Here is a 23,130-nt window from a genome sequence, read left to right on the forward strand (position 1 = left end):
CGCCGCCCATTCCGCCACCGGCGGAAAGCAGGACGCCGCCTTTGCCCGATGTGAAAACGCCGGAGAAAATGGTCGACGACTCGGCCGAGCCCATCAAGCTTCGCCGCCCAAGCCGTCGCCGCCCTCGGCATCGAAGCAGGTCGCACCGCCCTCGCCACAGACACAGCCTGTCGACAAGCTGCCTGAGACTGCGACTTTCTCACATATCACGCAGCCCAACCCGGCGAAGAAGACGCAGGCCGACTCGCATTCGCTCCTGGCGACGCTCGACTCGCTGAGAGCGGACCAGAAGCAGACCCACCCGCCGAAGGCGCGTGCCAACCCTCAGCAGGGCGGCGCGCCGAATGGCGGCGGGGCACCGAATGGCGACATCACGAATGCGCTCAGCTCGGCTGAGCAGAAGGCCATCGGTGGATCGGTGCGGCGTTGCTACTCCGAAGACACCGAAGCGCGTAATTATGCCTCATTTAGTGCGCATCTAGTCGTCACCGTAGATGCGACCGGAGAGGCAAGAATGGCGCGTTTCGCTCCCGATACACAGGCGAAAGCAAATGCTGACCCGTCTTATCGGGCCTTGGCCGAGCGGGCACGCGATGCCGTGCTGAGCCCGACCTGTTCGAAACTTCCCATACCGTCAAACCTTCTGGCAAGACGCACGAACTCAAATTCGTGTTCCGCCCATGAACCTCAAAGAGCGCAAGAGAAGCGAAGTCATGCCAGTCGATAAGCCCCTGTTGACCGACGATCAGGCACAGAGCCTTTCCACCTTTTTCTCCCGCCGCTCCCTTCTCGGCGCGTCCATTGCTGCGGGTGGCCTCCTGGCCACCCCGCTCAGCGCTTTCGCCCAGGCCGCCAATGCGCCCGGTGAAGCCGAGATTACGGTCGATCAGGCGCGTACGGCACCCATCCCCATCTCGATCCCTTCTTTCGGGCCTGGACTCGGCGAGCAGATCACCGGCGTGGTCTCGGCCGACCTCGAATCGACGGGTTTGTTCACCATACTGCCCGGCACGTCAGGAACGCCCGATTTCGCTGCGCTCAAGGCGCAGGGAGCACGCGCCGCCGTAACCGGTAGCGCCGCAGGATCGAGCAGCACCCGTGTGGAGATGCGTCTGTGGAACGTCCTGACCGGCGAGCAGATCCAGGGTACCGCTTACACGGCCTCGGCGGCGAACTGGCGCCGAATTGCGCACACAATCGCTGACGTGATTTATGAGCGTATGCTGGGTGAGAAGGGTTATTTCGATACCCGCCTCGCCTATATTGCCCGGACGGGTCCGCGCCATCATCAGATCACGCGCCTTGCCGTCATGGATCAGGATGGGGCCAATAACCACATCCTGACCTCCGGCCAGTGGCTGACATTGACGCCGCGCTTCAATCCGGTGCGCGATCAGATTGCGTTCATGTCTTACGCGAATAACCGTCCTCGCGTTTATACCTTCGATCTGGGTTCCGGCAGCCAGCGCATGCTAGGCGAATTCGACGGCATTTCGTTCGCGCCGCGTTTCTCGCCTAATGGCAGCCAGGTTGTGCTGTCTGCTACGCGCGGCGGCGGCTCAGACATTTTTGTGGTCGATCTGGGGTCGGGGGCAAAGCGCCAGATCACCAATTCAGGCGCGATCGATACCAGCCCCTGCTTCAGCCCCGATGGCAGCCAGATCGTCTTCAATTCCGATCGTGGCGGTTCGCCGCAGCTCTACATGATGAGCGCGTCCGGGGGCGGCGTACGTCGCATTTCTTATGGTCACGGCACTTACGGCTCGCCCGTATGGTCACCGCGTGGCGATCAGATTGCGTTCACCCGCCTTTCCGGTGGGCGATTCTCTCTTGGCGTCATGGGGCCAGACGGTACGGGCGAGCGTATCCTGACCGAGGGTTTCACGGTCGAAAGCCCCACTTTCTGCCCTAATGGTCGCGTCATCGCCTTCTGCCGCCAGTCGGCAGCAGGAGCGGGCGGCGCCGGATTCTCGAGCGGAATCGGGACGATCGATATCACTGGCTTCCATGAGCGCCCCATTCGCACCGAAACCGGCGCGTCCGATCCGGCCTGGTCGCCGCTGCAAGGCTGAGTATCGTGTCTCTGACGCCGCGTTTTGTGGCGTTGGAGACACTAATTTCTGACTTTCTCATGAATTCCGCGCGACTTGCCTCGTGATGGTTATCATCCCGCTTGACCGCAGTTCTCGGGAATGAGTATGGCCGATCTTGGTCGTCGGTATCGGTGAGGCCCAATGGTTCTGGTAACCAGCAAGCAAAACGGGAACTCCGGCCTTCGTAATTAGTTGTCGTCACGCTTCCTGGTCCCGGATGGGGACTATATTCAGGGTTGGCAAAAATGAATTTCAAGCTTCTCGGTGCGCTTGGTCTGGCAGTCGTTCTGGCTGCCTGCTCGGACGAATCAAACAAGGGTGCATCGACCGGTGCAGGCGCAACGGCTCAGGAAACGGGCGCTGCGCCCGGTAGCGAAGCCGATCTGGTCGCCAATGTCGGCGATCGCGTCTTCTTCGACCTGAACCGCAACACGCTCTCGAGCGACGCCCAGGCAACCCTCGACAAGCAGGCAGCATGGCTCGCCCGCTATCCGCAGGTTAGCGTCCAGATCGCCGGTAACTGCGATGACCGTGGCACGGAAGAGTACAACATTGCTCTCGGCCAGCGTCGTGCGAACGCCGCTCGCGACTATCTGGTCGCCAAAGGCGTTGCCCCTTCGCGCATCTCGACGATTTCCTATGGTAAGGATCGTCCGACTGCCGATGGTGACGATGAGCAGGCATGGCTCAGAATCGTAACGGGATCACCTCGGTCAAGTAATCGGTTCGTCGCTCGAAAGGGCGCTCCCGCTTCCGACATCTGACGTTGTATCGTCTCTCTAGAGCGGGACGGGGAGAAGCGCTCCGTACCAGTCCGTTTGCCGGTCTGGTACGGTGCCCGACGAGCAAAGCTTCGAAACCGGCTGGCGCTTATGCGTCAGCCGGTTTTGTTTTATGGTGAATGCGATTTTGCGTGGCATTCTGCCCGCACCCACGATTTGACTGAAGGATGCGCCATGCGCGGTGCCCGAGTTTCCCGGTTCTTCATCCTCTCGACCGTTTCTCTGCTGTCCGTGCTGGGCGCGTCCGCCGCGAAGGCTCAGGTCACGAGCCGCGAGGGGATTACGCTTCAGAACCAGATCCAGCAGCTCAGCGAGCAGCTTCAGCAGGTTCAGTCCAGCGCGCAGAGCGCACCGGCTTCCGGCGGTTCGGCGCCGTCCGTTTCGGCAGGCAATGGCGATCTGGTGTCGCAACTTCTTCAGCGTGTCTCGACCCTCGAAAACGAGAACCGCGAGATGCGCGGCGAGCTGGACCAGCTGTCGAACCAGGTCCAGACGCAAAACGCGACGCTGACCAAGCAGATCGGTGACATGCAGTTTGCGGCCCAGAACGGTGGCGGTGGCGCAGCGCCCTCAGCTCCGCCTTCATCCGATGCGCCAGCCGCGGCCCCTGCGGCACCAGCAGCGACGGACAAGCCGGTAACAGCGCTCGAACTGCTCAAGACCGGGCAGGCAGCCTCAAGAGCCGCGATTATGCAACGGCGCAGAGTGATGCAAGCCAGGCTTTGAAACTCGCCAAAACGCCGAATGGAAAACTCGAATCGCAGTTTTTGCTCGCCCAGTCGCTCGCCGGGCAAAAGCAATATCGTGACTCGGCACTGGCCTATTACGATGCTTACAACCGCGCGCCGAAATCGCCCCGTGCACCGGAGGCTCTCCTTGGCGTTTCCGCTCGATGCTCGCGCTCGGTGACAAGAATTCAGCTTGTCAGGCCTTGCAGAAGCTCGATGCTGAATTCCCCTCAGCCACAGCGCGTGTGAAGGCTGCTGTCACGACATTCAAGGGGCGTGCAAGCTGCCATTGAGAGAGGCTCAGCCGATCGGCGAGAGTGAGTTCGCCGATCTGATGTCTGTCTTCGGACCTTTCATCCCTGATCTGCCCCGCTTTCCCGTCGCTGTTGCTGTGTCTGGCGGGGCAGATAGTCTCTGCCTTGCCTGGTTATTGCGCCGCTGGCGCCGTGCGGTTCTGGCGCTGATCGTAGACCATGGCCTGCGTGAGAACTCTGCTGCCGAGGCCGCAGAAACAGCGTCCAGACTCAAGGCACTCGATATTCCTTCTGTCATCCTCAAGCTTGATACAATCGATCGAAAGGGGAGCTTACAGAAGAACGCTCGTATCGCACGCTATCAGGCGCTCACAGCAGCCTGCCTCTCGCGCGGCATTCTCGATCTGGCTTTAGGCCATCATGAGCGCGATCAGGTTGAAACGCTTCTTCTTCGCAAGGCTCATGGGAGTTCGCCTCATGGGCTCGCCGCCATGGCCCTCTCGCGCGAGACGCCGCAACTGCGCCATATCAGGCCATTGCTTGAGATCGCGCCGGAGCGCTTGAGAGCGACGTTAAGAGAACAGGGCATCGTCTGGTTGAGGATCCGAGCAACCGTAATCGCCTCTTCGAGCGGGTCCGCATCCGTCTCTCGCTTGACGAAGCCAGCTACATGGCGGGGCGCGGCCAGCTTGCCTTGCACGCGCTTCAGCGCAACGAGAACGCTTCAAAAGGCGCTCAAGCGCTCGCGAAATTGCATGTCGATCCGCTTGGCTTTGCTGTCATGGCGACATTACCCGACGACCCGGCTCTGCTGGGCCGTATCTGGCAGGGTGTCTCAGGTGCGGCCTATCCGCCGTCTCCCGTTTTTCTCGAAAACCTTATTGCACTGCCGAAGCCAGTGACGATGGCGGGCGCGCAGCTATGTGCTGCCGGACGGCTTGGGAGTGGCTGGCTGTTACTGAGGGAGCCGTCGGCTGTGGCAGGGCGGATCGCGGCACAGCCTGGTGTCTTGTGGGACGGACGGTTCTCCTTTTCAGGCGAAGTGCCCGAGCAGGGGGGAGAGATTGCGGCGCTCGGTGACAATGCCCGTCATTTTCGTCGCCATGCATTGCCCGCCATTGTGTTGAGGGGGCTTCCCGCACTCTGGTTGGGGGGGCACGTGATGGCCGTTCCCCAGCTCGGCGTCTTTGCCGGGCCCCTCTGGGCAGGGCTGGCGTTCTCTTTCAGTCCGGCTGTGCTCCTGAGCGACCCCTCATTCTGGCCGGAATACCGCGAAACAGTGAAAACTTGATCGTAAGGGGGTGGGAACATACTGCCGAATGCTTATGTTAGTTCGCAAAGTGTGGTTGCTGCCGGTCCCTGGCAGAGAACCAGGGGCTGTCGTGTCGTCGTCGGTCAGTCTTCGCCTCAAAGTTTGGAAACAATAGAGACAGTGATGAACAATTTCGGCCGTAACCTGGCACTCTGGGTGATCATCATCGTTCTGGCGCTGCTGCTTTTCCTGGCGTTTCAGCCGAGTGGAAACCAGCACGCTTCACAGCAACTCGCCTATTCCGATTTCGTCACTGATGTCGATCAGGGCAAGGTGCGCTCGGTGGTGGTTCAGAACCAGAACATCACCGGTACGCTCAGGGACGGAACGTCTTTCGAGACCTATGCCCCCGTGGATCCAGGCCTCGTGCCGCGCATGACGGGCAAGGGGATCGAGGTTGTCGCAAAGCCGCTCGACGCCGATGGCAGCCCGATTCTGCGTGCGGTCACGAGCTGGCTGCCGATGATCTTTCTGCTCGGCATCGGCATTCTGTTCTTTCGTCAGATGCAGTCCGGTAGCGGACGTGCAATGGGTTTCGGCAAGTCCCGAGCCCGTCTGCTGACGGAGAAGCAGGGCCGCGTCACGTTCGATGATGTCGCAGGCATCGACGAAGCGAAGGCCGAACTCGAAGAGATTGTGGAATTTCTAAAGGATCCTCAGAAGTTCACGCGTCTCGGTGGCAAGATTCCCAAGGGAGCCCTCCTGGTCGGCCCGCCGGGTACGGGTAAGACCCTGCTGGCCCGTGCCATCGCCGGCGAGGCAAACGTGCCGTTCTTCACGATCTCAGGCTCTGATTTCGTTGAGATGTTTGTGGGTGTCGGCGCGTCTCGTGTTCGCGACATGTTCGAACAGGGCAAGAAATCGGCTCCCTGCATCATCTTTATCGATGAAATCGATGCGGTCGGTCGTCACCGTGGCGCCGGTTTGGGTGGCGGTAATGATGAGCGTGAGCAGACCCTTAACCAGATGCTGGTCGAGATGGATGGGTTCGAGAGCAATGAAGGCGTGATCCTGATTGCCGCCACCAACCGCCCCGACGTGCTCGACCCCGCCCTTCTGCGTCCCGGCCGTTTCGACCGTCAGGTTGTGGTTCCCAACCCGGATGTGGCCGGCCGTGAAAAAATCCTGCGTGTTCACATGCGCAAGGTGCCTCTTGCTTCCGACGTCGATCCGAAGGTTATCGCCCGTGGTACCCCCGGTTTTTCGGGTGCAGATCTGTCCAATCTTGTTAACGAAGCCGCTTTGCTCGCTGCCCGTCTGGGCAAGCGCACGGTTGCCATGCTCGAATTTGAAAATGCCAAGGACAAGGTGCTCATGGGTGCCGAACGCCGCTCGCTGGTGATGAGCGACGCAGAGAAGAGAAACACGGCTTACCACGAGGGCGGTCACGCAATCTGCGCAATCCTGACGCCGGGATGCGATCCTGTGCACAAGGCGACAATCATCCCGCGTGGTCGCGCTCTCGGCATGGTCATGAGCCTGCCGGAGGGTGATCGCTATTCGAAGAGCAAGGCGCAGTGCAAAGCCGATCTGGTTCTGGCGATGGGCGGTCGCGTTGCTGAGGAGCTCATCTTCGGTGCCGAGAATGTCTGCACAGGCGCTTCAGGTGACATCAAGATGGCAACTAATCTGGCCCGTCGCATGGTCACCGAATGGGGCATGAGCGACAAGCTGGGGATGATTGCCTATGGCGACAACGGACAGGAAGTTTTCCTTGGGCATTCGGTGACGCAGAACAAGAACGTTTCCGAACAGACTGCACGTGAGATCGACCGTGAAGTAAAGGAGCTTGTCGACGAAGCGTATCGCCGAGCTCATGCGCTCCTTCTGGAGCATATCGACGATTTGCATCGTCTTGCAAATGCGTTGCTCGAGTTTGAAACGCTCACGGGCGATGAAGTTGGCAAGGTCATTCGTGGTGAACCGGTAGAGCGGGTAGCGGTCGATGATTCCGCCCCCGATAATCGCCGCGCCTCCGTGCCGACAGTGAAGCCTGAGCCTGCGGCAGGGACAGAGGCTCTCGATCCGTCGCCTCAGGCGGGGTGAGCCAAGGTCAAGACTGAGAGAGTTAGGGGGGCATGAGCCCCCCTTTTTTCGTAATGCGGGGTATGCTTGAAGAGCGACGTGCTACGATACGGGTACGCGGAAAGAGGGACGGTCATGAGTAAAGAGCGCAAGGCAGAGCGTAAGCTGTTCGGCACAGACGGTATTCGAGGCACCGCCAACAGTTTTCCGATGACAGTCGATGTGGCGCTTCGTCTGGGTCAGGCCGCAGGCTCTATTTCCGTCGTGGGGCGCATCGTCATAGTGTCGTGCTGGGCAAGGATACGCGTCTGTCGGGCTACATGATTGAAAGCGCACTGGTATCGGGATTTCTCTCTGCCGGTATGGACGTCATTCTCGTTGGTCCGTTGCCTACGCCAGCCATAGCGATGTTGACCCGTTCGCTTCGCGCCGATCTGGGCGTGATGATATCGGCCTCGCATAACCCGTTTGGCGATAATGGCATCAAGCTTTTCGGCCCGGATGGTTTCAAGCTCTCTGATGAGGTCGAGGCGGAAATCGAGTCCCTGATGGGGCAGGATCTGACGGCCCAGATGGCGCCACCGGAGGAGGTCGGTCGCGCCTCCCGTCTGAACGATGCTGCTGGTCGCTATATCGAAGCAGCCAAAGCGTCTTTTCCCAGAGGGTCGCGTCTCGAAGGGCTGCGTATTGTTCTCGATTGCGCCAATGGCGCGGCCTATCGCGTAGCCCCTACCGCCTTGTGGGAATTGGGGGCAGAGGTCATCAAGATCGGCTGCGAGCCGAACGGGGTGAATATCAACGCCAAATGCGGCTCTACCTGTCCCGAACCCCTGCGTGAGGCCGTGATCGCTCAAAAGGCGCATCTCGGCATCGCGCTTGATGGCGATGCCGATCGTCTCATTATCGTCGATGAGAAGGGGCAGATCGTCGATGGCGATCAGATTCTCGGGCTCATCGTATTGTTCCTGCACAAGAACGAGCGCCTTGGCAGCAATGATGCGGTTGCGACAGTCATGTCCAATCTCGGCCTCGAAAAGAAGCTTGCAGAACATGGGATCACCCTACACCGCACGGCGGTAGGCGATCGGTATGTTGTCGAGAGAATGCGCGAGCGGGGGATCAAACTGGGTGGCGAGCAGTCTGGCCACATGATCCTGTCGGATTTCGCGACGACGGGTGATGGGCTCATCGCGGCGCTTCAAGTGTTGGCCGTACTTGTCGAAGAAGGACGGCCAGCGAGCGAGATCCTGCGCGTGTTCAAGCCTTATCCACAGCTCCTGCGCAATGTGCGCTATCAGGGTGGCGATCCGCTCCAGACGGAAAGTCTCGCCGAGGCAAGGCGGTCGGCCGAAGCACGGCTCGGCAATAAAGGTCGTCTGGTGCTGCGCAAGAGCGGAACCGAGCCGTTGATCCGCGTCATGGCAGAGGCTGAAGATCCCGCCTTGGTCGAAGAGATCGTCTCTTCAATCTGCGAGGCGGTTCAGAAAGCGGTCGCGCTCTGATGAAGGGGCGCGTGCTGATCGTTGCGGGGAGCGACTCCGGTGGCGGTGCAGGTATTCAGGCCGACATCAAGACGGTCAGTGCCTTCGGTGGCTTTGCCATGACTGCCATCACCGCAGTGACGGCGCAGAACACACGCGGGGTGAGTGCAATTACTTACCTGTCGCCCGGTATGGTGGCTGACCAGATGCGGGCGGTGCTTGATGATATCGGCGCGGATATCATCAAGCTCGGCATGCTGGGTAATGCCGAGATCATGGAGGCGGTGTGCGATACGCTTGCGCGCTACCCCACGATACGCTGTGTCATCGATCCGGTGATGATTGCAACCAGCGGAGCGCGTCTGATGACCGAAGACGGTGAGGCCGCATTCCGGCGTCTTTACGCCCATTGCTTCATGTTGACACCCAATCTGCCTGAGCTCGAGGCACTGAGTGGTCGCGCGCTTTCGACCCCAGGGGAAATGAGAGAGGCAGCCATCGAGGTCATGGGAAACCAGGACCTTACCTGGATACTGGCAAAGGGCGGCCATCTGCCCGGAGGTGATGTGGTCGATATCTTGCTTTCGAAGCAGCAGGAGCAACGGTTTGAAGACCCGAAGGTCGACACCCTTCATACGCATGGCACTGGCTGTACTCTGGCCAGCGCTATAGCCGTATGCCTCGCCCAAGGCGAAGCTGTGAGGCGAGCTGTCGAGCGGAGCAGGGCCTATGTTCGTCGTGCCATCCTTCAGGCGCCGCCTTATGGGAAAGGGAACGCCCGACCGATGAACCACATGAATCAGAACGAAGGTTGAAGGGCCGAGGTCGCCAGTTTGCCCTGCTCTGTTGATGCTCCGGGCGCCACCGGCTTCGTGTCGTCGCGCAGCACATAGCCACGCCCCCAGACCGTGCCTATCAGATGTCCGGCGCCGAATTGTTGCAGCTTCCTGCGTAGCTTGCAGATGAAGACATCGATAATCTTCATTTCCGGTTCATCGATGCCGCCGTATAGATGGTTCAGGAAAGCATCTTTCGTCAGCACATTGCCACGGCGTAGCACCAACAGTTCGAGAATGGCATACTCCTTGCCGGTGAGCTGCACATGGTTGCCATTTACCGAGGCGCTTTTGGCATTCAGGTCGAGAGCGAGGGGGCCAACCGTCATGACAGTGGTGCTGAAGCCCCGCGAGCGGCGCAAGACGGCCTGAAGTCGAGCCATAAGCTCTTCTGAATCGAAGGGCTTGGTGATGTAGTCATCAGCCCCGGCATGAAATGCTTGATTTTAGCCTCTGCTCGATTGAGCCCGCTCAGGACAATAATCGGCGTCTGTATTTGAGTTTTTCGAACGCGCCTGATGACTTCATACCCTTCGAGATCTTCGAGAGTCAGTTCGGTCAGGGCAAGATCGTAATCGTAATGGCGGAGCATATCGATCGCTTCGTGCCCTGTATGGGCGTGATCAACAGTAATACCGCCCTGTTTCAGGGTCTTGATCAGCGCTTGGGCCGTAGCTTGATCGCTTTCCACAAGAAGGAGGCGCATCTCATCAATCTCCAGGGTTGATGATGGTTTGGTACTACCTAAGGTTGCTGTCGGCAAGAAAAATACTTTCTTTCTCCGAAAACATTTCTGCAACCTAGTAACGAGTTTTTAACGTTTGCGCCCTAGGATTTTCTTGTGATGTCTAAAGTTTCTTACAATAAAAATGCTGATGTTTTTGAAGTGTTAGTGCCTTTTTCTATAGTGATCTTCAGGTGGTCGAGACAAATCGTTGACGCTTATTAACGTGTCAAACCCTTGATTTGGCCTTACGGTGTCCAGTGGTGACATGCAATACTCGTTTAGGTTGTATTGCAATAGGGTTCTCATAAAACAAACCGCTGGTATGGAAAGAATTCAGCAAGGTTGCTTTGCTCAATTCGTACGGATTACTGCGGCCCTCGACCTAGTGGACAATGTCTGATTTTGGATAGAGAACGGAGATCGAGCGCCGTGCGGATCAGGCAGAACACGAGAATAGAGAAATGGCATGAGCTGCGTGATAGGGCTCAGGCGCTGATTGCCGTGTTGCGCCGTGAAACTGGCGCTCGATTGCTGAGGCGTAGCGCTGAAGCGAAAATTGTCTGCGCTGAGCGTGCGATACTAAGCTCAAATGACAGCGATACGGCTGTCGAGGGGTTCGTGAACTGGCTCCCTGAGGCCAGGGGGGCGATCGAAAAGGCGCGCAGCGCTGAGCGAGAGGTCGCGATCGACGTGGCTGTGGCTTATCATCTTTTCATGCAGGCCAAGGGTGGCCCGGCAGGCGCCGGAGAGCGTGGTGAGGAATTGTCTTCACAATGAGGGGCATGCACCGTGTTCCAAGTCACCCGTCTGCTCCTCGGTCAGGTGCGAGGTGCCATGCTAGCAGTGGCGCTCCGCCTCGATCTCGCTCCAGGGGCGAGTGCCGATTATGACGCAGGCGACCGGATGAGTGTTGTCACGTACAAAAGAAAGAAATGTCTCTCCATCGTCTGAGAAAAGATCGGTCTGGACGCTCATCGTCGCGCTGACGGTGCCTGGCGTTTGCCTGGTCAGGGTGGCTGCGGCGTGGCTCATGAGGCGCCAGACGGCGCGCTCTGCTGCTTCTATGAGGCGTTCTGGAGCTGTTTCCTCCCGACCGAAGCGTCTGGTCAGGCAGTCCCAGTCCTGACGCGTAACAAAAGCCGGAATACCTCCTCCAGGCGTCTCCCGTTCAGCGCGGCAAAGAAGTCCTGCCTGGGCGAGTTCAAGAATATCGGTTGCTGGCAAGGTGGCAGGATTGAGAACGAACTCTTTCATCGACAGATTGGCTCCCGGCTCAGTTTTGTCCTGGCGGGGTGCCCATGGCCTGCATGAGGGCGGTCACCTGCTCGGGATGGGCGTGAAAGAGGGCTACATTGCTTGGATTCGGCGCGGGCAAACCGGCCGGGAGCGCCTGTCCGTTTGTTGCTGCCAGTGTCATGCCGAATGCCGTCATGCCCATGGTAAAGCTTTCGGGCGTAAATCCATGGGCGCTCAGGATCTCAGGCACGCGGGGTGTCGCCGCAATCTGACCGATCGTCTGCTGAAGCGAAAGCTGTGTCGAGTTGGGGGGGCGGATATTGGCAGCTTGAAGCGCCTGCAATGTTTCGGCGGCACGCGGCATGAAATCGGCTGGCAGCGGGTAGCGCAGCCCGGCCTCGATATCCTGCCTCATGGCGGGCGACAGGGCTTGCTGCTGCGACTGCGGTACAAACTCGGGAGCGGTCTGGGCGAAGGCCGGAGCGGCGAGCGCGCCACACAGGCATAGAGCAGACGCAGCTATAGTAACGAGTTTGTTCATCAGACCCATTCTCCCTTTCGCATCAGCGGCACGCGTTGACCGTCCTGATGAACGCCGTCGAGATCGACTTCGTTCGAGCCGATCATCCAGTCGATATGAATCATGCTTGTATTGGCGCCGCGCGCTGCGAGTTCTTCTGGTGTCGCGCTCTCGGTGTCGAATAGACATTTTGTATAAGCCTGTCCGAGCGCAATGTGGCTCGAGGCATTCTCATCGAACAGCGTATTGCGAAACAGGATGCCCGTCTCGGAGATGGGCGAGGCATGAGGCACGAGTGCCACTTCACCCAGGCGCGCTGCGCCGTCATCTGTTTCCAGAATGCGTTTCAGCGCGTCTTCGCCCTTGGATGCGTGAGCCTCGATAATACGCCCTTCGGCAAAGGTGACGCGAATATCGTCGATGAGTGTGCCTTGGTGAAAGAGTGGCTTGGTGCTGGCAACATGACCGCTCACACGATGGCTGTGCGGAGTCGTAAAGACTTCTTCGGTCGGGATGTTCGGATTGCACTCGATGCCGTTCGTGGTGTGCTCTGCGCCGCCAGCCCAGGCATGGCCATCCGCAAGCCCTACCAGAAGATCCGTACCGGGCCCGCTGAAATGAAGGGAGTCGAAGCGGCGCTCGTTGAGCATCGCTGCCTTCGCACGAAGTGTTGCGTTGTGCTGCTTCCATGCGATGACGGGATCGGGCGTGTCGAGGCGTGATGAGGCGAAGATCGCATCCCAGAGTCGTGCCTGCGCCTGATCTGCGGGCAGATCATGGAAGACCTGCGCCGCCCAGTTTTCCGTCGCATAGGCCACGATGGTCCAGTTCGTGTCGAACCGGGTGATAATCTCCATCGCTTCGCGATTCGCGCGCGAGGCGGCACGACTGGCGCGTGAGACGCGTTTAGGGTCCTGACCGTTGAGCAGGGTAGGGTTTGCGCCGGTGATGGCGAGACGGGCCGCGCCCTCGCGATAGGCGCGGGCAATTCCGTCGGCCATCCAAGCCGCACTTGTATCGAGGCTTTCATCCGAGGCGAAGCGATAGCGGGCGAGAGTTGTCTCGTCGTCGCTATACTGCGTTGTGACGAGGCTTGCCCCGGCGCGATAGGCATGTTCGGTCAGGCGCCGCACCAACGGCACGGCTTCGAGTGGTGCTGAAATGACCAGCTCTTGTCCGGGCTGCAGATTGAGGCCGATTCTGATCGCAACCTTGCCGAGTCTGTCGAGACGTTCGGCGAAGGGCAGGGTGGTTTCAGACATCAGTTTTCTCCTGGCGGGCTGTGCCCGTTCTGGCCCGATACGGGCGCCTGATCGATCGCTTATTCGCCGAATGTTTCGGCGTGATGCGCGCGGCGTGGGGCGCGACGCGGACGTTCCTGACGCGGCGTCTTGTCGCGGCTGACAGGTTTTTCGTCGCGCGGCGCCGTGCGGATTTCCACTTCCAGCTCACGAATGCGGCGCTGCACACTTTCCTTGAGAGAAGGAGAGGTATGCGGCTTCATTGTGGCCAGGGTTTCCTTGAGGTCGCGCAGTTGCTTCTGCTTTTCTGCCAGGTTGCGGCGGATCGGCTGATTATCGGAAAGCTGTCCCGTATAGGAGCGCATGGTCGAGTCTCTTTATTCTGCTCCGGAGCATGCCAGAGTGTGTCGTTGCATAGAACCCGGCAGGCGCGGGGAAGCGCCCGGCCGGGTCCGGTTTCGGTGATGTCAGAAGGGCAGGCGCGCGCCTGGTTTCAGCGCGACATCAGACCCATGGAGGCAAGCGCTCGATCAGCCGGTCCATTTCCTCATCCGTGCCGATCGTGATGCGAAGCCAGTCGCGGATACGAGGCGCACTGAGCTGTCGCACGATGATGTGGCGCTCCCGCAAGCTTGCCAGCAGGGCGCTGGCCTGACAGGCGGGGTGATGCACAAGAACAAAATTGGCACAGGATGGCAGAATGTCAAAGCCCAACCCGGCCATGCATTGCACAAAACGCCCGCGCGTCGCCATGACCTGACCAGTAGTATGCGCAAGCCAGTCGGCATCGGCAATGGCGGCAGCAGCCCCTGCCTGAGCAACGCGGCTGAGCGGGTATGAATTGAAGCTGTCTTTGACCCGAATGAGACCTTCGATCAGATCGGGATGGCCGATGGCGTAGCCGACCCGAAGTCCGGCCAGCGCACGCGACTTCGAGAGCGTTTGCACGACCAGAATATTATCGTGTTCTTCAGTCAGCCGGATGGCCGATTCAGCGCCGAAATCGACATAGGCCTCGTCGACGATGATCGTCCGGTCCGGCTGGAGGGTGGCCAGGCGTGACAGCGTTTCGAGCGGCAGGGCGTGGCCGGTATTGGCATTCGGATTGGCGATGGCGATTCCGCCGCAAGGGATCGTGTAGTCTTCGATGTCGATCTCGAAGCGCTCATTCAGCGGAATTTCACGATAGGGTTGGCCGAACAATCCGCAATAAACGGGATAAAAACCATAGCTCACATCCGCGAAAAGCATGGGCGCGTCGGGCGAGATGAGGGCACGAAAGGCGTGAGCCAGCACCTCGTCTGAGCCATTGCCGACAAAGACCCGCTCTTCGGTCGTGCCGTAGGTTGAGGCGATCACGCGTCTCAGGTCCCGTGCCGTCGGGTCGGGATAAAGGCGCAATGTGTCGTCGCAGGCTTTTTTTTATCGCTGCGAGGGCGCTCAGGCTGGGGCCGTAGGGAAGCTCGTTCGTGTTGAGCTTCAGAATATCGGTGAAATGCGGCTGTTCGCCCGGGATATAGGGATGCAGATCTGCAACGAGGGGATTCCAGAGGCGGCTCATGAGAAATCTGCCGTATCAGAAGTGAAGAGATGTTTCTGGCCGTGGGTTTCGGCGATATCGCGAACGGAAAGCCCCTCGGCGTCTTGCTGATCCGGGTCTGCACCATGAGACAGCAGAAGGCGTACCATGTCCTCACGGCCGAACATGACGGCAAACATCAGTGGTGTGCGCCCGAGATGGCTCGGAATATCGAGCTTCGCACCGGCGCTCACGAGAAGCTCGGCAACGGCCAAATGGCCCTTGAAGGCAACGCCGGAGAGGGCTGTCGCGCCCTTGGCGTCCTGTGTATTCGGGTCGGCACCACGCTCCAGAAGCAGCGCGGTAGCGGGCAGGACACCGTTATAGGCGGCGACAATGAGCGCCGTATAGCCGCGGCTGTCCTGCGCATCGACCGCCATTCCGGCATCCAGAAACTGGGTCAGCATATCGGTATCGCCGAGCCGCGCGGCATCAATGAAGAGCGCGGTTATCTGTTCGGGCGAAAAACTGCCTGCCGGCATCATCTCGGTCATGGAAGGGCCTGAAGCTGTCATATCGGGCCGAGAATAGCCGAGCGGCCCTTGATCAGGAAGCTCGGGAAATTCTTTTCTTCTGCCATCCCGGCAGCGTGTTTTCTGTCCGTCACGAAGCGCGCAGGCATTGCCCGCGCTCGGGCAGAACGAACCAGGAAGACTCTCTCTTCAGAGAGGCAAGGCAGCGTTTCAGCCGGCCTTCAGGTTCCCAATACCCCTCATCGGTGAGTCGGAACGTGCCGAAATGCATGGCAATTGCACGGCGGGCGTCCAGCAGCAAGGCAGCCTCCACCGCCTGTTCGGGCGTCATGTGGACTGATTGCATGAGCGTTATGGCTCATAGGCGCCGATCGGCAGCAGGGCGAGGTCGGGGGCGCCCAGGCGCTGGTTTATCTCGGTCCAGTGATGGCCGTGGGCCGTGTCTCCAGCAAAAATCAAGGATTGTTTCCCCGTATCGATATGGAAGCCGCACCAGAGCGCCCGATTCTGATCGAAAGGCGTGCGCGCCGAGCCGTGCAGCGCCGGAATTGCCGTGATTGTGATCGGGTCGAAACGAAGTGCTTGCCACCAGTCCAATGTGCCGACGGCGGAAAAAGGCAGGCCGCGCAGATGCCGCCGGTTGCCGATCGGAGCAATGCATAACGGGTGATCACGTCGGGCAAACCGCCTCAGTGTCGGGCGATCGAGGTGATCGTAATGACAATGAGAGACGAGTATGATGTCGACTGCCGGAATGGCGTCGAAAGCCAGCCCCGGTGGCACGACCCGCTTCGGGCCGAAATGACGCAGAGGCGAACACCGTTCGGAGAGGATCGGGTCTGTCAGAATGGCAAGGGGGCGCTGTCCCTCACGACCGATACGGATCAGAAAATTCGAATGATTGATGAAGCTGACCGAAATCTCTCCAGGCGCCAGCTGTGAGAGGGGGGCAGGGGCACAGGTTGGAATGTCGCTCGGCCATCCGGGCCGCAGGCTTCTCTGCCAGGAGAGGATGGTGGCAAAATCCGGTTCGATCGACGGGCGGACCGGTGGGGCATTGAGCGGAGGGGAAAGGCGATAAGAAGCCGGGTTGTAAAAGCTCCGGCCGTCGCAATGATCCGATTTCGGAAAAAGCTTCATCGCGAATCCTGCAAATTTTCGTGTGGTCGAGCACTCGTGAAGAATTTGGCTCTAGCACAATGTGGGCAATGGGCGTCTTATGCGCAACGCAATGTATTGCCGGGCCGGTAGGTTTCAGTTTGGTGTCAATGCTGTCGGGATTTTGAGGCAATATGTGCGTCGCAGCGGAACATCGCCATCACGCAGGCGTATGGTCAGGGTGTTCCGGTGATCTTCTCCCCGTGGCTGAGCCATGCGAGGTGAGAGCGGTCGCCATCTCTGCGTGGTCGCCTATGCGAAAAGGATCCCTGGTGGGGTTGTCTCAGGCAGCAAACCGGTCTTGAACATTGATGTCTGTCCGGCGGATGGTTTTCCATCGCAGAGAGTTAATTCGGAGGTCGATTTTTGATGCGTTCTTTAAGCAACCCGTCCGCGTTCGGCGCGGAAACAGGTGGAGCGGCCGGCGCCAATGTCTCTGACATCGCGCAGCTGAGCATCAACACTATCCGCACCTTGTCGATGGATGGTGTGGAAAAGGCCGATTCAGCCATCCGGGAACGGCGATGGCGCTGGCTCCTGTCATGTATACGCTCTGGCAGAATGACCTGAAATACGATCCGGCAGATCCGCTCTGGCCGGCACGCGATCGCTTTGTGCTGTCCGTCGGTCACGCCTCGATGCTGCTGTATTCGACGATCTATCTCACCGGTATTCGCGATGTGGTGAAGGACAAGGTTCTCGACAGCCCGTCGCTGACCCTTGAGGACCTCAAGCAGTTCCGTCAGCTGAACTCCAAGACCCCGGGTCACCCGGAATACCGTCACACGGCAGGCATCGAGACCACGACCGGCCCGCTCGGCCAGGGCTGTGGCAACTCGGTCGGTATGGCGATGGCCGAGAAATATCTCGCAGCCCATTACAACCGCCCCGGCTATGACCTGTTCGATTACCACACCTATGTGTTCTGTGGTGACGGTGACATGATGGAAGGCGTTTCGTCCGAAGCCGCTTCCATGGCAGGTCATCTGGGTCTGGGCAACCTGATCTGGCTGTATGACTCGAACCAGATCTCGATCGAAGGCTCAACCAACCTTGCCTTCACCGAGAATGTTGCCGAGCGCTTCCACGCTTACAAATGGCATGTTGTCACCGTCAACGATGTCAACGACATTGCTGCGGTAAGCAAGGCGCTCGAAGAAGCCCGTTCGGTCAAGGACCGTCCGAGCCTGATCATCATGCACACGGTCATCGGTTTCGGTGCCCCGAAGAAGGCCGGTACGGCTTCGGCCCATGGTGAGCCTCTGGGCGAAGAAGAAATCGCCGGTGCCAAGAAGGCCTATCACTGGCCTTGGACCGATGCGTTCCATGTACCCGAAGGTGTTCTGGAGCATTTCCAGGAAGGTCTCGGCAAGCGCGGCGCAACGGCGCGTGCGGAATGGCATGCCCTGTTCGACCGCTATACGAGCGAATATCCGAAGGAAGCCGCAGAGCTGCGCGCCATCTTCGAACGTCGCCTGCCGGAAGGCTGGGACAAGGATATTCCGAAGTGGGATGCGGATGCCAAGGGCATTGCCTCGCGCGCAAGCTCGGGCAAGGTCATCAACGCCGTTGCCAAGAACGTCCCCTGGATGCTTGGCGGCTCTGCCGATCTTTCGCCTTCGACCAAGACCAACCTCACCTTTGACGGTGCAGGGTCGTTCCAGCCGCCGCAATGGGGTGGCACCTATGCCGGTCGCAATATCCATTTCGGTATTCGCGAACATGCAATGGGGTCGATCTGCAACGGTCTGGCGCTGGCTGGTCTGCATGCTTATGGCTCGGGCTTCCTAATCTTCTCTGATTACATGAAGGCTCCGATCCGTCTGTCGGCCCTCATGGAACTGCCGGTCACCTACATCTTCACGCATGACTCCATTGGCGTCGGCGAAGATGGTCCGACCCATCAGCCGATCGAGCAGCTGGCTCAGCTGCGTGCAACGCCTGGTATCATGACCATTCGTCCGGCTGACGCCAACGAAGTGTCTGAAGCTTGGCGCACCCTGATGCCGATGACGCACAAGCCTGCCGTGCTGATCCTGAGCCGTCAGAACCTGCCGACGCTGGATCGCAGCAAGTATGCCTGCGCCTCCAACCTCGCCAAGGGCGCCTATGTGCTGGCAAGCTGTGAAGGCAAGCCGGATGTCATCCTGATGGCATCGGGTTCGGAAGTGTCTCTCGTGGTCGATGCTTATGAGAAGCTGACGGCAGAGGCATCAAGGCCCGCGTCGTGTCCTTCCCGTCCTTCGATCTCTTCGAGGAGCAGGATCAGTCCTATCGTGACAGCGTGCTGCCGCCGGAAGTCAAGGGACGTGTGGCAGTCGAGCAGGCTGCGGCTTTCGGCTGGGACCGTTACACCGGCATCGGTGGTTCGATCATCGCGATGAACAGCTTTGGCGCCTCGGCTCCGCTCAAGTCGCTGCTCACCAAGTTCGGCTTTACGCCGGAAAAGGTGTACGACGCCGCCCGCGAGCAGGCTGCCCGCAAATAAGACGACTACCGGGGCCTGACCGCTTCCTCGGCGGTCGGGTCTCTCGGGGCCACAGCGTGCTATGGCCCCCTCTCATGAGGTCAGGGTCGGAAGGCCGACCTGAGCTGAGACGGGTGTCCACAGGGAGCCCGTCAGGTGGACAGACAGGAGTACGTCATGGACGTCGAACAGAAGCAGGGTGCCGCTACGAGCGGGAACCGCTGCGTGATCTTTCCAATTTTGGCCAGTCACCCTGGCTGGACTTCATCCAGAGATCCTACACTGCCGATGGCAGCCTCAAGAAGCTGGTGGACGAAGACGGCCTGCGTGGCGTGACGTCAAACCCGGCCATCTTCGAGAAGGCAATGGGCTACGGCACGGATTACGACGCCAGATCAAGGATCTGCTGGCCGCCGAAACCCTCTCCCCCGGTGAACTCTACGAGAAGCTCGCCATCACCGACATTCAGGCGACTGCCAAGGTCATGCATCCGGTCTTCGTGAAGACCAAGGGTCTTGACGGCTATGTGAGCCTTGAAGTGTCGCCCTATCTCGCTTTCGAGACGAAGGCCACGGCTGATGAAGCGCGTCGCCTCTGGGCCGCCGTCAACGAAGAGAACCTGATGATCAAGATCCCGGGCACGCCCGAAGGATCCCGGCTTTTCAGGAGGTCACGTCGGAAGGTATCAGCGTCAACGTCACGCTGCTCTTCTCGCTTGAAGCTTACAAGAATGTTCTCGAAGCCTATATCAAGGGCCTCGAAATCCGCCATGCGGCGGGTGAGGACATCAGCAAGATCGCCAGCGTCGCCTCGTTCTTCGTGAGCCGCATCGATGGCAAGATCGACGGTGCGATCGATCGTCGCATCAAGGAAGGCGACAAGGACGCAGAAGCCCTGAAGGCCCTGCGCGGCAAGGTCGCTATTGCGAATGCCAAGGTTGCCTATCAGCATTATCTGGAAGTCACGGCTTCCGAGCGCTGGAAGAAGCTGGCTGCTGCTGGCGCTCAGCCGCAGCGTCTGCTCTGGGCCTCGACGGGCACCAAGGACAAGACGTTCTCCGACGTTCTCTATGTTGAAGAACTGATCGGTGCCGATACGGTCAACACCATCCCGCCCGCAACCTTCGATGCCTTCCGCGATCACGGCAAGCTGCGCGCCAGCCTGACCGAGAATGTCGAAGAGGCTTTCAAGGTGCTCGAGCAGCAGGCCAAGCTCGGTCTCGACCTCGATGGCGTGACCAAGACCCTTGTAACAGAAGGCTGCGCTTCGTTCTGCGACGCTTTCGACCAGCTGCTTGGGGCGGTAGCAAACAAGCAGGCCACGTTTCTCGGTTCCAAACTGATTGAGCAGAAGGCCGAGCTTCCAGCCGACCTGAAAGCCGCAGCCGATGCGGTGCTCGAAGACTGGCGCAAGACTGGCAAGGGCCGCAAGCTCTGGGCCAAGGACGCCACGGTATGGACCGGCGGTGACGAAGCAACTGGCTGAAATGGCTCGATATCGTCGATGAGCGTCTGGCTCATGTGTCGGAACTCGAGGCATTTGCAAGCGCAGTGAAGGCCAAGGGCTTCAGCGACGTGCTGCTGCTCGGTATGGGCGGTTCGAGCCTCGGGCCGGAAGTAATTGCGGAGACCTTCGGTCATATCGCAGGCTTCCCGAAGCTGCACGTGCTCGACAGCACGGATCCGCAGCAGGTCAAGACCTTCGAGAGCGCGGTCGATCTCAGAAAGACCCTGTTCATCGTCTCGTCCAAATCGGGCGGCACGCTTGAGCCGAACATTCTGAAGGCCTATTTCTTCGCCGCGGCCGAAAAGGCACTTGGTTCGGCTCCTGGCGCGCATTTCGTGGCCGTGACCGATCCGGGCTCGCACATGGAAGAAGTGGCCAAGAAAGATGGCTTCTGGAAGATCTTCTACGGTGAGAAGCAGATTGGCGGCCGTTTTTCGGTTCTGTCCAATTTCGGTCTCGTTCCAGCAGCCGCTGCCGGTCTGAACGTGCGCGCCTTCCTTGAATCCGCGCTGCGTTCGGTCAAGGAAGCCTCGGCCAGCACGCCGCCGGCCCAGAATACTGCACTTCAGCTCGGTGCGATCCTCGGCGCCGCCGCGACCAAATTCGGTCGTGACAAGGTGACGATCGTCGCATCGCCCGCGATCTATGATCTCGGTGCCTGGCTGGAACAGCTTATTGCTGAATCCACCGGCAAGAAGGGCACGGGCCTGATCCCCATTGACGACGAGACCCTCGGGGCCCCTGGCGTCTATGGCAAGGATCGCGTTTTTGCCTATCTGCGTCTGAAGGGTGAAGCCTGCCCGAACCAGGAGAAGGCCATTGCCGCTCTCGTGGCAGCAGGCGAGCCAGTCGTCACGATCGATCTGGCTGACAAGCTCGATATCGCTCAGGCTTTCTTCCACTGGGAATATGCCACGGCAGTTGCCGGCTCGGTTCTTGCGATCGACCCCTTCGATCAGCCGGATGTGGAATTCAGCAAGATCGAGACCAAGAAGCTCACGACCGCCTTCAACGAGACGGGCAAGCTTCCTGCCGAGACGCCGTTCGCGACGTCGGGGGCTTTCGAGTTCTTCGCCGATGCGAGCAACGCCAAGGCTCTTGGTGGTGGCGATGCACTGGCGATCCTCAAGGCGCATTTCGGCCGCGTGAAGGCGGGCGATTATGTGGGCGTTCTGGCTTATGTCGAGCGCGATCTAAAGACGCGCGAGTGGATCCAGAACGTGCGCCTCAATCTGCGCGACCAGTTGAAGGTTGCAACGGCTGCCGAGTTCGGCCCGCGCTTCCTGCACTCGACTGGTCAGGCTTACAAGGGCGGCCCGGATAGCGGCGTGTTCCTGCAGATCACAGCTGACGATCATGCTGATCTGGCCGTGCCGGGAGAGCGCTTCACCTTCAGTGTGGTGAAGGCTGCTCAGGCTCGCGGTGATTTCGATGTGCTCTCCGAGCGTGGCCGTCGCGCTCTGCGCGTGCACATCAAGGGCCCGCTTGAAGCTGGCCTGGCCGAACTGGCAACGGTCCTCAAGAAGGCCGTCTGAGACTGAAGCAATCCGCCCCGCTCAGACGGGGCGGATTGTTTTTTAGGGTAGATGTATTAGGGCACAGGGAAACTGTGCAGGAGTTTTGAAGATGCAAATCGGTATTGTTGGCCTTGGCCGTATGGGCGGCAACATCGCAGTGCGCCTGACCCGTCATGGGCATGATGTCGTGCTGTTCGATCGCACCCCGGAAGTTGTGACCAAGACGTTCGACCGTGCCGAAAAGGGCCGTGCGATCGCCGCTACTTCCGTTTCCGATCTCGTCAGCAAGATCTCGGCAGAGCGCAAGATCGTTTGGGTCATGCTGCCCGCCGGTGAGGTCACCGAAGCCTGCGTGCAGGAACTGCGCGGCCTGCTCGGCAAGGACGACATCGTGATCGACGGTGGTAACAGCTACTACAAGGACGATGTCCGTCGTGCACATGAGCTGATGGACAAGGGCATTCACTACATCGATGTCGGCACGTCCGGCGGCGTGTGGGGCCTCGATCGCGGCTATTGCATGATGTATGGCGGCACCAAGGATTCTGCCGATCATGTCGATCCGATCCTCAAGGCACTGGCGCCGGGCAAGGGCGATGTGGTGCGTACGATCGGTCGCGACCGTGAAGGCCTCGATCCCCGTGCCGAAGAAGGCTATCTGCATTGTGGTCCGGCCGGTTCGGGTCATTTCGTCAAGATGGTCCATAACGGCATCGAATACGGTATGATGCAGGCCTTCGCCGAAGGCTTCGACGTCATGAAGTCCAAGAACTCGCCCGTTCTGCAGGAAGACCAGCGCTTCGACCTGAACATGGCCGATATCGCCGAAGTCTGGCGTCGCGGCAGTGTCGTCTCGTCCTGGCTGCTCGACCTGACGGCCGACGCCCTCGCCAAAAACGAATCCCTCTCCGAGTTCTCGGGTGAAGTGGCCGATTCGGGTGAAGGTCGCTGGACGATCGAAGCTGCCATCGAAGAGTCGGTGCCGGTTCCGGTCATGACGGCATCGCTATTCACGCGCTTCCGCTCGCGCAGCGGCAACAACTATGCAGAGAAGATCCTCTCTGCCATGCGCTTCGGCTTCGGCGGTCACGTCGAGAAGAAGTGACATTCCGGGCCGGGACCTCATCTGGTCCCGGCCCTTTTTTTATTCCTACACTCTTGGCCCGAATGTCAGCGGGAGCTGTGATGCTCCCGC

16 protein-coding genes and 7 pseudogenes are annotated in these 23,130 nt (G+C 59.6%); 14 read left to right on the plus strand and 9 right to left on the minus strand.

Annotated features, from left to right (window positions below):
- The 10 genes and pseudogenes from JCM25414_RS18110 to thiD all read left to right on the plus strand — a co-directional run.
- Positions 1 to 684 (plus strand): annotated as a pseudogene (locus tag JCM25414_RS18110) (energy transducer TonB); the annotation flags it as partial.
- A gap of 29 nt (positions 685 to 713) precedes the next feature.
- Positions 714 to 2,072, plus strand: coding sequence for a Tol-Pal system beta propeller repeat protein TolB (gene tolB, locus JCM25414_RS07195; RefSeq protein WP_035442901.1), 1,359 nt, complete (start codon positions 714 to 716; stop codon positions 2,070 to 2,072).
- A gap of 266 nt (positions 2,073 to 2,338) precedes the next feature.
- Positions 2,339 to 2,814 (plus strand): annotated as a pseudogene (gene pal / locus JCM25414_RS18115) (peptidoglycan-associated lipoprotein Pal).
- Positions 2,815 to 3,049: 235 nt separating this feature from the next.
- Positions 3,050 to 3,601: a hypothetical protein gene (locus JCM25414_RS18120; protein WP_369346019.1), complete on the plus strand. Its 552-nt coding sequence runs from the start codon at positions 3,050 to 3,052 to the stop codon at positions 3,599 to 3,601.
- A 166-nt stretch (positions 3,602 to 3,767) separates the two neighbouring features.
- Positions 3,768 to 3,896: a tol-pal system YbgF family protein gene (locus tag JCM25414_RS26540; protein WP_369346020.1), complete on the plus strand. Its 129-nt coding sequence runs from the start codon at positions 3,768 to 3,770 to the stop codon at positions 3,894 to 3,896.
- A 41-nt stretch (positions 3,897 to 3,937) separates the two neighbouring features.
- The gene (gene tilS, locus JCM25414_RS18125; RefSeq protein ID WP_148300986.1) at positions 3,938 to 4,759 is read left to right on the plus strand and encodes a tRNA lysidine(34) synthetase TilS; all 822 of its coding nucleotides are present in this window, start codon (positions 3,938 to 3,940) and stop codon (positions 4,757 to 4,759) included.
- A 2-nt stretch (positions 4,760 to 4,761) separates the two neighbouring features.
- Positions 4,762 to 5,148, plus strand: coding sequence for a hypothetical protein (locus JCM25414_RS21580; protein WP_051535747.1), 387 nt, complete (start codon positions 4,762 to 4,764; stop codon positions 5,146 to 5,148).
- Between the two features lie 144 nt (positions 5,149 to 5,292).
- Positions 5,293 to 7,215, plus strand: coding sequence for an ATP-dependent zinc metalloprotease FtsH (gene ftsH / locus JCM25414_RS07215; protein ID WP_025841190.1), 1,923 nt, complete (start codon positions 5,293 to 5,295; stop codon positions 7,213 to 7,215).
- Positions 7,216 to 7,329: 114 nt separating this feature from the next.
- A pseudogene (gene glmM, locus JCM25414_RS18130) lies at positions 7,330 to 8,696 on the plus strand (phosphoglucosamine mutase).
- Positions 8,696 to 9,490: a bifunctional hydroxymethylpyrimidine kinase/phosphomethylpyrimidine kinase gene (gene thiD, locus JCM25414_RS07225; protein WP_025841191.1), complete on the plus strand. Its 795-nt coding sequence runs from the start codon at positions 8,696 to 8,698 to the stop codon at positions 9,488 to 9,490. Before glmM ends, thiD begins: the two are co-directional and overlap by 1 nt.
- On the opposite strand, the pseudogene JCM25414_RS18135 reads toward thiD, so the two are convergent.
- Positions 9,475 to 10,217, minus strand: a pseudogene (locus JCM25414_RS18135) (response regulator transcription factor). The gene thiD and the pseudogene JCM25414_RS18135 overlap by 16 nt on opposite strands.
- A 450-nt stretch (positions 10,218 to 10,667) precedes the next feature.
- Between JCM25414_RS18135 and JCM25414_RS07235 the strand changes: the two are divergent.
- On the plus strand, positions 10,668 to 11,015 hold the full coding sequence (locus JCM25414_RS07235; protein WP_025841192.1) for a hypothetical protein: 348 nt from the start codon (positions 10,668 to 10,670) through the stop codon (positions 11,013 to 11,015).
- A gap of 60 nt (positions 11,016 to 11,075) precedes the next feature.
- On the opposite strand, the gene JCM25414_RS07240 is transcribed toward JCM25414_RS07235, so the two are convergent.
- The 8 genes and pseudogenes from JCM25414_RS07240 to JCM25414_RS18145 form a co-directional block, all read right to left on the minus strand.
- Positions 11,076 to 11,492 carry a hypothetical protein gene (locus tag JCM25414_RS07240; RefSeq protein WP_025841193.1) on the minus strand — a complete coding sequence of 139 codons (417 nt, stop codon included), beginning with the start codon at positions 11,490 to 11,492 and terminating at the stop codon, positions 11,076 to 11,078.
- 19 nt (positions 11,493 to 11,511) lie between these two features.
- A complete protein-coding gene (locus JCM25414_RS07245; RefSeq protein ID WP_035442904.1) occupies positions 11,512 to 12,015 on the minus strand; it encodes a hypothetical protein in 504 nt (167 codons plus the stop codon).
- Positions 12,015 to 13,256, minus strand: coding sequence for an aminopeptidase (locus JCM25414_RS07250; protein WP_025841195.1), 1,242 nt, complete (start codon positions 13,254 to 13,256; stop codon positions 12,015 to 12,017). The genes JCM25414_RS07245 and JCM25414_RS07250 overlap by 1 nt, the downstream gene beginning before the upstream one ends.
- 59 nt (positions 13,257 to 13,315) lie before the next feature.
- Positions 13,316 to 13,600 carry a hypothetical protein gene (locus tag JCM25414_RS07255; protein WP_025841196.1) on the minus strand — a complete coding sequence of 95 codons (285 nt, stop codon included), beginning with the start codon at positions 13,598 to 13,600 and terminating at the stop codon, positions 13,316 to 13,318.
- A gap of 139 nt (positions 13,601 to 13,739) precedes the next feature.
- Positions 13,740 to 14,796: pseudogene (locus tag JCM25414_RS18140) on the minus strand (pyridoxal phosphate-dependent aminotransferase).
- Complete coding sequence (locus tag JCM25414_RS07265) at positions 14,793 to 15,329, minus strand: ankyrin repeat domain-containing protein (protein ID WP_242403430.1); 537 nt, start codon at positions 15,327 to 15,329, stop codon at positions 14,793 to 14,795. Before JCM25414_RS07265 ends, JCM25414_RS18140 begins: the two are co-directional and overlap by 4 nt.
- Positions 15,330 to 15,417: 88 nt before the next feature.
- Complete coding sequence (locus tag JCM25414_RS22930; protein WP_148300987.1) at positions 15,418 to 15,633, minus strand: MBL fold metallo-hydrolase; 216 nt, start codon at positions 15,631 to 15,633, stop codon at positions 15,418 to 15,420.
- 5 nt (positions 15,634 to 15,638) lie between these two features.
- Positions 15,639 to 16,427, minus strand: a complete 789-nt coding sequence (locus JCM25414_RS18145; RefSeq protein WP_148300988.1) for an MBL fold metallo-hydrolase — start codon at positions 16,425 to 16,427, stop codon at positions 15,639 to 15,641.
- Between the two features lie 498 nt (positions 16,428 to 16,925).
- Between JCM25414_RS18145 and tkt the strand changes: the two are divergent.
- The 3 genes and pseudogenes from tkt to gnd all read left to right on the plus strand — a co-directional run bounded on the left by tkt (position 16,926) and on the right by gnd (position 23,040).
- Positions 16,926 to 18,933: pseudogene (gene tkt, locus JCM25414_RS18150) on the plus strand (transketolase).
- 200 nt (positions 18,934 to 19,133) lie between these two features.
- Positions 19,134 to 21,953, plus strand: a pseudogene (locus JCM25414_RS18155) (bifunctional transaldolase/phosoglucose isomerase).
- A 91-nt stretch (positions 21,954 to 22,044) separates the two neighbouring features.
- Positions 22,045 to 23,040: a phosphogluconate dehydrogenase (NAD(+)-dependent, decarboxylating) gene (gene gnd, locus JCM25414_RS07290; protein WP_025841198.1), complete on the plus strand. Its 996-nt coding sequence runs from the start codon at positions 22,045 to 22,047 to the stop codon at positions 23,038 to 23,040.
- Positions 23,041 to 23,130 lie beyond the last annotated feature (90 nt).

The organism is Asaia platycodi JCM 25414, from assembly GCF_000614545.1.
Lineage (GTDB): Bacteria > Pseudomonadota > Alphaproteobacteria > Acetobacterales > Acetobacteraceae > Asaia > Asaia platycodi.

Coding starts and splice junctions, on each gene's coding strand:
- tolB (WP_035442901.1), top strand. CDS start 714: ATGCCAGTCGATAAGCCCCTGTTGACCGACGATCAGGCACAGAGCCTT.
- JCM25414_RS18120 (WP_369346019.1), top strand. CDS start 3,050: ATGCGCGGTGCCCGAGTTTCCCGGTTCTTCATCCTCTCGACCGTTTCT.
- JCM25414_RS26540 (WP_369346020.1), top strand. CDS start 3,768: ATGCTCGCGCTCGGTGACAAGAATTCAGCTTGTCAGGCCTTGCAGAAG.
- tilS (WP_148300986.1), top strand. CDS start 3,938: ATGTCTGTCTTCGGACCTTTCATCCCTGATCTGCCCCGCTTTCCCGTC.
- JCM25414_RS21580 (WP_051535747.1), top strand. CDS start 4,762: ATGGCGGGCGCGCAGCTATGTGCTGCCGGACGGCTTGGGAGTGGCTGG.
- ftsH (WP_025841190.1), top strand. CDS start 5,293: ATGAACAATTTCGGCCGTAACCTGGCACTCTGGGTGATCATCATCGTT.
- thiD (WP_025841191.1), top strand. CDS start 8,696: ATGAAGGGGCGCGTGCTGATCGTTGCGGGGAGCGACTCCGGTGGCGGT.
- JCM25414_RS07240 (WP_025841193.1), bottom strand. CDS start 11,492: ATGAAAGAGTTCGTTCTCAATCCTGCCACCTTGCCAGCAACCGATATT.
- JCM25414_RS07245 (WP_035442904.1), bottom strand. CDS start 12,015: ATGAACAAACTCGTTACTATAGCTGCGTCTGCTCTATGCCTGTGTGGC.
- JCM25414_RS07250 (WP_025841195.1), bottom strand. CDS start 13,256: ATGTCTGAAACCACCCTGCCCTTCGCCGAACGTCTCGACAGACTCGGC.
- JCM25414_RS07255 (WP_025841196.1), bottom strand. CDS start 13,600: ATGCGCTCCTATACGGGACAGCTTTCCGATAATCAGCCGATCCGCCGC.
- JCM25414_RS07265 (WP_242403430.1), bottom strand. CDS start 15,329: ATGACAGCTTCAGGCCCTTCCATGACCGAGATGATGCCGGCAGGCAGT.
- JCM25414_RS22930 (WP_148300987.1), bottom strand. CDS start 15,633: ATGCAATCAGTCCACATGACGCCCGAACAGGCGGTGGAGGCTGCCTTG.
- JCM25414_RS18145 (WP_148300988.1), bottom strand. CDS start 16,427: ATGAAGCTTTTTCCGAAATCGGATCATTGCGACGGCCGGAGCTTTTAC.
- gnd (WP_025841198.1), top strand. CDS start 22,045: ATGCAAATCGGTATTGTTGGCCTTGGCCGTATGGGCGGCAACATCGCA.